6 protein-coding genes are annotated in these 7,745 nt (G+C 44.8%); all 6 read right to left on the bottom strand.

Translation table 11 applies throughout. The features are described 5' to 3' along the window. A partial coding sequence (locus ACE1OE_RS17385; RefSeq protein WP_449211806.1) for a VCBS domain-containing protein occupies positions 1-1,991 on the bottom strand: 1,991 nt, incomplete at its 3' end. 951 nt (positions 1,992-2,942) lie between these two features. Further along, positions 2,943-3,221: a 50S ribosomal protein L25 gene (gene rplY / locus ACE1OE_RS17380; protein WP_102470064.1), complete on the bottom strand. Its 279-nt coding sequence runs from the start codon at positions 3,219-3,221 to the stop codon at positions 2,943-2,945. 167 nt (positions 3,222-3,388) lie between these two features. After that, a complete protein-coding gene (locus tag ACE1OE_RS17375; RefSeq protein ID WP_449211805.1) occupies positions 3,389-4,765 on the bottom strand; it encodes an ATP-binding protein in 1,377 nt (458 codons plus the stop codon). Further along, a complete protein-coding gene (locus tag ACE1OE_RS17370; RefSeq protein ID WP_102470066.1) occupies positions 4,758-5,414 on the bottom strand; it encodes a response regulator transcription factor in 657 nt (218 codons plus the stop codon). The genes ACE1OE_RS17375 and ACE1OE_RS17370 overlap by 8 nt, the downstream gene beginning before the upstream one ends. Positions 5,415-5,496: 82 nt before the next feature. After that, positions 5,497-5,919 carry a PepSY domain-containing protein gene (locus ACE1OE_RS17365; protein ID WP_372062596.1) on the bottom strand — a complete coding sequence of 141 codons (423 nt, stop codon included), beginning with the start codon at positions 5,917-5,919 and terminating at the stop codon, positions 5,497-5,499. 77 nt (positions 5,920-5,996) lie between these two features. Next, positions 5,997-7,736 (bottom strand): DEAD/DEAH box helicase, encoded by a 1,740-nt coding sequence (locus tag ACE1OE_RS17360; protein ID WP_449211804.1) that lies wholly within the window; start codon positions 7,734-7,736, stop codon positions 5,997-5,999. Between the last annotated feature and the right edge of the window lie 9 nt (positions 7,737-7,745).

Here is a 7,745-nt window from a genome sequence, read left to right as displayed (position 1 = left end):
GTTAAGTCGCCATTGGTGCCAGCAATAGAATCTGGAGTGAACGTGTTGTCTGGATTATCGACATCGGTGCTGGTTAGCGTGCCTGATGTCGAGATGGCCGTATCGGTTTCATCCACCGCAACGGTTGCCGAGCTGACGGTCGCCGCATCATTGGTGCCATTGATCGTCACTTTGATGGTCGATGGGGTGCCATCAATCGACGTGACGGTGAAGGTTTCTTCAACCTTATCGCCGGTATTCAACTGATTAAATGCGCTGTTAGCAGTAAACGTCCAGTGGCCATTGGCATCGATGGTTAGGTTACCGTTGTTACCCGTAAGGGAATCTGGCGTGAATGTATTGTCCGGGTTGTCGATATCTGTACTGGTTAACGTGCCTGACGTTGAGATGGCCGTATCGGTTTCATCCACAGAAACGGTTGCCGTGCTGATCGTCGCTGCATCGTTAGTGCCATTGATCGTCACTTTGATGGTTGATGGGGTACCATCAACAGAAGACACAGTGAAAGTCTCTTCAACTTTATCGCCGACGTTTAACTGATTAAAGGCGCTGTTGGCGGTGAACGTCCAATGTCCATTAGCATCAATGGTTAGGTTACCGTTTGTACCTGTGATGGCATCTGGCGTGAACGTGTTATCTGGATTATCGATATCAGTACTGGTTAACGTGCCTGACGTCGAGATGGCCGTATCGGTCTCATCCACCGCAACGGTTGCCGTGCTGACGGTCGCCGCATCATTGGTGCCATTGATCGTCACTTTGATGGTTGAAGGGGTGCCATCGACGGAAGTGACGGTGAAGGTTTCTTCGACCTTATCGCCAACGTTTAACTGATTAAATGCGCCGTTGGCGGTGAACGTCCAGTGGCCATTGGCATCGATGGTTAGGTTACCGTTTGTGCCCGTGATGGCATCTGGCGTGAAGGTGTTATCTGGGTTATCGACGTCGTTACTGGTTAGGGTACCCGAAGTGGTTATCGCTTTGTCAGTCTCATCCACACTTACAGTTGCTGTATTGACCGTGGCTTTATCATTGGTGCCATTGATCGTCACTTTGATGGTTGATGGGGTGCCATCAACGGAAGCGACGGTGAAGGTTTCTTCAACTTTATCGCCGACGTTTAACTGATTAAAGGCACTGTTGGCGGTGAACGTCCAGTGGCCATTGGCATCGATGGTTAGGTTACCGTTTGTGCCCGTGATGGCATCGGGAGTAAACGTGTTATCTGGATTATCAATATCGGTGCTGGTTAACGTGCCTGAAGTGGAAATGGCCGTATCGGTTTCGTCCACAGCAACGGTTGCCGAGCTGACGGTCGCTGCATCATTAGTGCCGTTGATCGTCACTTTGATGGTTGATGGGGTGCCATCAACGGACGAGACGGTGAAGGTTTCTTCAACCTTATCGCCGACATTTAACTGATTAAAGGCATTGTTGGCGGTGAACGTCCAATGGCCATTAGCATCGATGGTCAAGTCACCGTTGTTGCCTGTTATGGTGTCTGGAGTAAACGTGTTATCCGGATTATCAATATCGGTGCTGGTTAATGTGCCTGACGTCGAGATGGCCGTATCGGTTTCATCCACAGCAACGGTTGCCGTGCTGACCGTCGCCTCGTGATTGAATGGAGTCGGTGGTGACATTTTTGTGTGTGTATCAGTATCGTGATGCTCTGGCACCGCAACGCTTGAGTTATTGGTTGCTGCGGGAATCATGTTCATTTTAGCATGAGAGTGATCGGTCAAGTGATGCGAAGAATGAGTTACGGTTGAGGTAGGTTTTACTGCTGCTTCGTTATCCACTGTTAGTGTGGTGCTATTTGAATGCTCAGGTTTAGCGAAGGCGGTATTGTCGGTCGTATTATCATCGGATATGTGGTTGGCTTTTTCTACATCGAGATTTCCAGGTGCCAATTTATCGAGAGGGGTCTCATCACTGTTCACATTCACTTCATCGTCATGAGTGCGTGCAAATGAGGGTAAAATCAGCATTAAACTTTGTAAGTTTAATGCATTGACGTTGACGTTGAACCTCGAAAATAATCTTAATTTATTTTTCTTATTTGTACTTCGTTGTTGTACCGATGATGAGGCATGTTTCTTATTATTCTTTACACTTGAACTTACCGCGTTCTTGCCTTTATTTTTCATGCTTATTTAACCCATAAATAACGTGAAGCCACTATTTTAAGTTAAGTACAACACTAGATATTGCGCTAGCCAATTTAATGATGTTTAACGGGAAAAGACTGAAAATCAATAGGTGAGCTAATTAAGTCGCTAGACGCCACGAATTCTATCTAAATACTTAAGAAATATTGCCTAAAATGGGCCACATTAAATGATGGTAGCGGCTACGGGCCTGAGTGTTAAATTAATTTATTTAAGGTCGACTGCTTAGCCTTGATTTATGCCTGACGTCGGATAAGGGTGAGAAGAGCAACGCTACATGTACACCAATCAAGGTCATATGCAAATTAAGAAATGATTACATTCGTAAAACAGTATTACATACTCAAAAATAGCTTCTAATAAGAGAGAAGAGGAGAGGGCAGAGAACAATAGACATTTTCCAGCATCATTTTGAAGTTAACTCAAGCGCCTCTGGGCTCATGCTATCAAAGTGACAATGACGCCTTATCCTGATTATAGAAAATTACGTTACCATTTTACCTCTGAATTTTTTTACGATTCATTATTGGTTCAAAGCTGTGTCATACACAGAACCTATCGTTGCTCTGTGCGCCTAGTTCTATATGTATTCCCAAAGAATTATCAGGTGTTCTGTGTAGGGTATAAAAGTAATGTGAGTCCCCAGAAACGGTGAAACCCCGATGTTGGTAGCATCGGGGTTTCGAATTTCTTTAGATTACTTAGTTGGTAAGACTGAGAATCTTTTTATGCAAAAGGTTGGATTTATCCAACTAATTCCTTGGTAGGAAATTAGATACGGATGAAGTCCATGTGCTCAACCTTTGGCTTGTACGCGTGACGTTGAACGTCTTGCGGCTTAACCTTAACTTCTGCGCCGTCAATCAATAGAGTGATTGCTTCGTAGAACTCAGGCTTGTCCATTTGGTTGATCACTTCATCGTGCGTAAGCGCGATAGAGATCGGTGCTGCTTCACCACCGTAGATGATTGCTGGGAATTTGCCAGCGTGACGTAGGCGGCGGCTCGCACCCTTACCTAGTTCAGTACGTACTACTGCTTCGAATTTCATAGTATTTACTCTCAATTAGTAAAATTAATAAATGCCGTTCTAATCTTAGCGACCTAGTTAGAACATATATCGTTAAAAAAGCATCAAAGATACTCTCAAAACGAGCGCGGATACTAACATTCAATAGCAGTCTGAGCAATAGATTCGGAGTGATATCTATAGATTTTTTAATCCTTTACTGCTCTTAACGTCAGCGTTGCTTTTAAACCACCCAATTTGCTTAAAGAAAGAACAAGATCGCCACGATAACCATGAGCCATTTCACTGACGATGTTTAGCCCTAGACCTGTTCCTGGTGTGGTTTCGTCTAGGCGTACACCGCGTTTTATCACATCTTGGCATTGTGCCTCTGGGATGCCGACACCGTCATCTTCAATGATGATTTGAATGGCGTCGTTATCTAGTGCGATAGAGTGAACGCGTATAAGGCTTTCTCCCCACTTGTATGCGTTTTCTATTAAGTTACCCAGCATTTCGTCGAGGTCAGTCTTTTCAACCGCGACGAACAAGTCAGGGTCCAATTCGTTAATAAGCGCAATTTCTCGCTGTGCGTAAACCTTATCAAACGCCAAAGACATCGCGTCTACGCGTTCACTTGGGTTTGCTTTCACGGAGAGGATGTTCATCGCTCCAGCCATGCGTGCTCGGCCTAAGTGGTAATCAATCTGCGATTGAATTTGAAGTAGGGCCGGCGCTAGTTTATGTCTATCGGCTTCGTTTAGGTTCGCTTGCTCGTTTTTCAAGATGGACAACGGGGTTTTCAGTGCGTGAGATAAATTACCCGCGTGGTTTCTTGCTCTGGCGAGTAACTCTTGATAATGGAAAATCAATGCGTTGAGGTCATTCACTAATGGTGCGATCTCTTTTGGATATTGCTCGTCTAAGGATTGACGCTCACCGTTTCGCAACATTTGTAGCTCTTTTTGCATCTTGTTAAGTGGGCGGAGTGACCAGCTAACTTGCGCGACAACGAGGCTGAGAAGGCCTAGCATCATAATGCCGAGTATCACCCATACTTGGTTTGTTAAGGTGTGCAGTGCTTTGTCTATAGGATCTTCATCTTGCGCGACAATGATAGTGACGCCGTCACTTATGTCTGGAAGAAACACCGTTCTTTTTATCGCGACAAGGCGCTCATCACGCGCGCCAAAATAAGAAGACGCGTGTGCGCGCTCTTTTTGCGATATATCTTTGTCCCAAAGTGAGCGAGACCGTAGCGTATCGGCAGGGGTTTTGATGTGCCAATACAATCCACTATAAGGTTGGTTAAATCTAGGGTCAGAAAGGCGTGACGACAAAACTAGGCGACCTTGCTTATCTGTTTCTAAGTTGGCCGCAATTTCATCCATTGAGCGTCCCAATTGTGTTTCTAGATCTTGAACCAGATACTCACGAACCAGGCCTGGGATGATGACACCCGCTGCGATGGTTATTACCGACAACCACAACGACGCAGCAAGAAGTAATCGGGTTTTAAGGCTGAGTTTTTTAAACCCAGCCTTTAGTGATGAAGCTCGAGAAGGAGCCATGTCTTGTTTAGGCATTGAGCTGGTATCCAAGACCTCGTACTGTTTTAATAATTTTCGGTGATATCTTTTTGCGGATGCGTCCAATAAACACTTCAACCGTATTTGAATCACGGTCAAAATCTTGTTTATAAATATGCTCGACTAGCTCAGTGCGAGAAATGACTTTATCCGCGTTATGAACAAAATACGCAACGACTTTGTATTCAAGCGCCGTAAGGCTTACGGCCTGACCTTGCCACATGACTTTCGACGATCGCGTATCCAAGCTTAGATCGCCCATCTGTACGATGGGAGAGGCGTTTCCTGATGCTCGGCGCAGTTGAGCTCGAATGCGTGCGATAAGTTCGATCATCTCAAATGGTTTGGTTAAGTAATCATCTGCACCAGCGTTCAAGCCTTCCACTCGTTGGCTTAGGGTGTCGCGTGCGCTTAATATCACGACCGGGGTATTGATATTTTCGTCACGAATGCCCTTAAGAACGGTTAACCCATCGATTTTGGGTAGTCCCAAGTCTAGGACAATAACGTCCCACTCTTCGGATGTTGCACGATACAGCGCATCAATGCCATCTTGTGCGAGTTCAGGCACCCATTCGGCACTCTCGAGCGTTGCTAAAATTTGTTCACCCAATTTAGGGTCATCTTCCACTACAAGAATTTTCATTATTATAATCTCTTCGGTATCTCGTCATAAACTTATGATGACTTATCGTCATGTTGAACGGCCGATATATGGTTTGACGCGCTTATTTTTTTATCACTCTTTGAAGATTATGGCCTTTTATTTCCATTAGCTCCAATGTGGTAGCGTTGTACTCAACCTGAATAACATCTTGTTCGTGCATAAGTTTTAATTCGTAGGTCCACTCATTATCGTCTTCTTCGAGCTCGACTTTGATCACTCGCCCGTTCAGGTCATTCTCGACGGTGGCGAATAATTCTGAAAATGGCCGGATTAAGCCATCTTGTACCGCTTCGTACACCTCATCTTGGTCTTCATCAAATTCAATTCGAGCGTCACCAAGAGGGACATCTTGAACGAGCTCATGGCCATTAGGTGAGTCAGAGAAAAACTCGGCATGAACGGTTGCCGGCAGTATCAATATAAAAGATAGCGCGATTAAGGGCAGTTGGGAGTTCAAAAATGATCCTTTTGGTTTAATGGTCATGTTAAGCACCTATCAGAAGAGTTAATGGTTACTGTAATGCAAAGTATAATGTTTTCAATATGAATAGAAGCTGAATGCTATGACTTCAACTCGTCATCAAAGATTTTATCGCGAAGTTTCCAAAAACGACCACTTTTTCGTGCGATGACAAAAGCGGGCAAACGGAATCTATGTTGATTGTTGACAACCTTAGTCGGTGAGGTTGCATCAAATTCTCGGTGCTTATCAGCAAGGTGTGGTCGCACAAACCTGGCAAGAAACCCTTCTTTTTGTTTTTTTGTCGTGAGTGACCAAAACTCACTGACTTGCGCCTCATTCTCACCAATGTAATTCACACGAAGACTACTTTTACCCTTGTTGTCTTTGTGTACAGATAGTGACATATCGACACACTCAAACACGAGCGCGTCTTTTAAATTTAACGCTTCTTTTAGTTTTTTGTCGGGATCAACCAAGGTTGCATCGCATTCATGACAAATTCTCGCTGCGATATCATTATCGGCGCCACATTCGTTACAGTATTTAGCCCTAAATCGATAGTTACAGTGTTCACGCTCTTTGGTGTCTTCATCGGTAAAATATCCTTGGCACTTACGCCCAAAATGCTCGAGCAGGAAACCATTACTATCGAGCTTGCCCCAAAAGTTATTATTAAATCCACACGCAGGGCAAGGGATGGTAATGATCTCGGAATCCGAATCGGGTTTAGGATTGCCTATCTCGGGTTGATATAAATCGTATGTATTCCCTGCATAATCGAGCACAAGGCATTCCGTTTTTCCTTCCGAAAGGCGAAGGCCCCGTCCAACAATTTGTTGATATAACCCAACGGATTCTGTTGGACGAAGAATGGCAATGAGGTCAACATGCGGTGCGTCAAAGCCTGTTGTTAATACGGAGACATTAACCAAATATTTAATTCGTTTTTCTTTGAAGTCATTGATGATGGAATCGCGATCAGGTGTCGGTGTATCACCGATGACGATTTGGCTACTATCGGCAGGTAATAATGCGAGTATCTCCTGAGCATGGCGAACGGTTGCTGCAAATATCATGATGCCTTGTTTATCCGCACTGTACCGAATGATTTGCTCGATGATTTGTGGTGTTGCTCGCTTTGACTGTTCAATGACGAGGTCTAACTCTGATTCTTTGTACTTTCCCATACTCGAAGGTTTAAGCTGCGAAAAGTCATAGCTGAGAACCGGTGCATCGATAAGTTTTGCCGGTGTTAAAAATCCTTCATCCAGTAAATATTGAATCGGCAACTCGAAGATGCAGTCTTTAAAAAAACGGGGTTCGTCGCTGCGAACCAGGCCTTTTGTGTGATATTGGTAAATCCAACCAACACCGAGTCGATAGGGGGTTGCTGTTAGCCCGAGTATCTTAATGCCGGGGTTGACTTCGCTTAAGTGAGAAATGACTTTTTGGTAGCTTGAAGTTTTGACTTCAGGCACCCGGTGGCATTCATCAATGACGAGCAGGGAAAATTGGTTCGCAAAGTGGTGTAGGTTTCGTACTACGGATTGAACAGAGGCAAAAACTACTTGTTCAGAGGTTTCCTTCCTTCCCAGTCCGGCCGAAAATATAGAACCACTGAGTCCGTAGCCTTCATATTTCGCGTGGTTCTGTTCGACAAGTTCTTTGACATGAGCAAGAACGAGGACACGACCTCTGGCCAAGCGAGCAAGTTCAGCGATTACCAGGCTTTTGCCCGCTCCAGTAGGCAATACGATGACTGCTGGCGTGTCATTTTTGCGAAAATAGTGGATAACCGCTTTAACGGAATCGGCTTGATACGGACGAAGTGTGTACATATGAGTGAG

This window comes from Vibrio sp. E150_011, assembly GCF_053544015.1.
The sequence above is the reverse complement of the archived record's forward strand: the minus strand, read 5'-3'. Positions and strand labels throughout refer to the sequence as shown.

Coding starts and splice junctions, on each gene's coding strand:
- ACE1OE_RS17360 (WP_449211804.1), bottom strand. CDS start 7,736: ATGTACACACTTCGTCCGTATCAAGCCGATTCCGTTAAAGCGGTTATC.
- ACE1OE_RS17370 (WP_102470066.1), bottom strand. CDS start 5,414: ATGAAAATTCTTGTAGTGGAAGATGACCCTAAATTGGGTGAACAAATT.
- rplY (WP_102470064.1), bottom strand. CDS start 3,221: ATGAAATTCGAAGCAGTAGTACGTACTGAACTAGGTAAGGGTGCGAGC.
- ACE1OE_RS17375 (WP_449211805.1), bottom strand. CDS start 4,765: ATGCCTAAACAAGACATGGCTCCTTCTCGAGCTTCATCACTAAAGGCT.
- ACE1OE_RS17365 (WP_372062596.1), bottom strand. CDS start 5,919: ATGACCATTAAACCAAAAGGATCATTTTTGAACTCCCAACTGCCCTTA.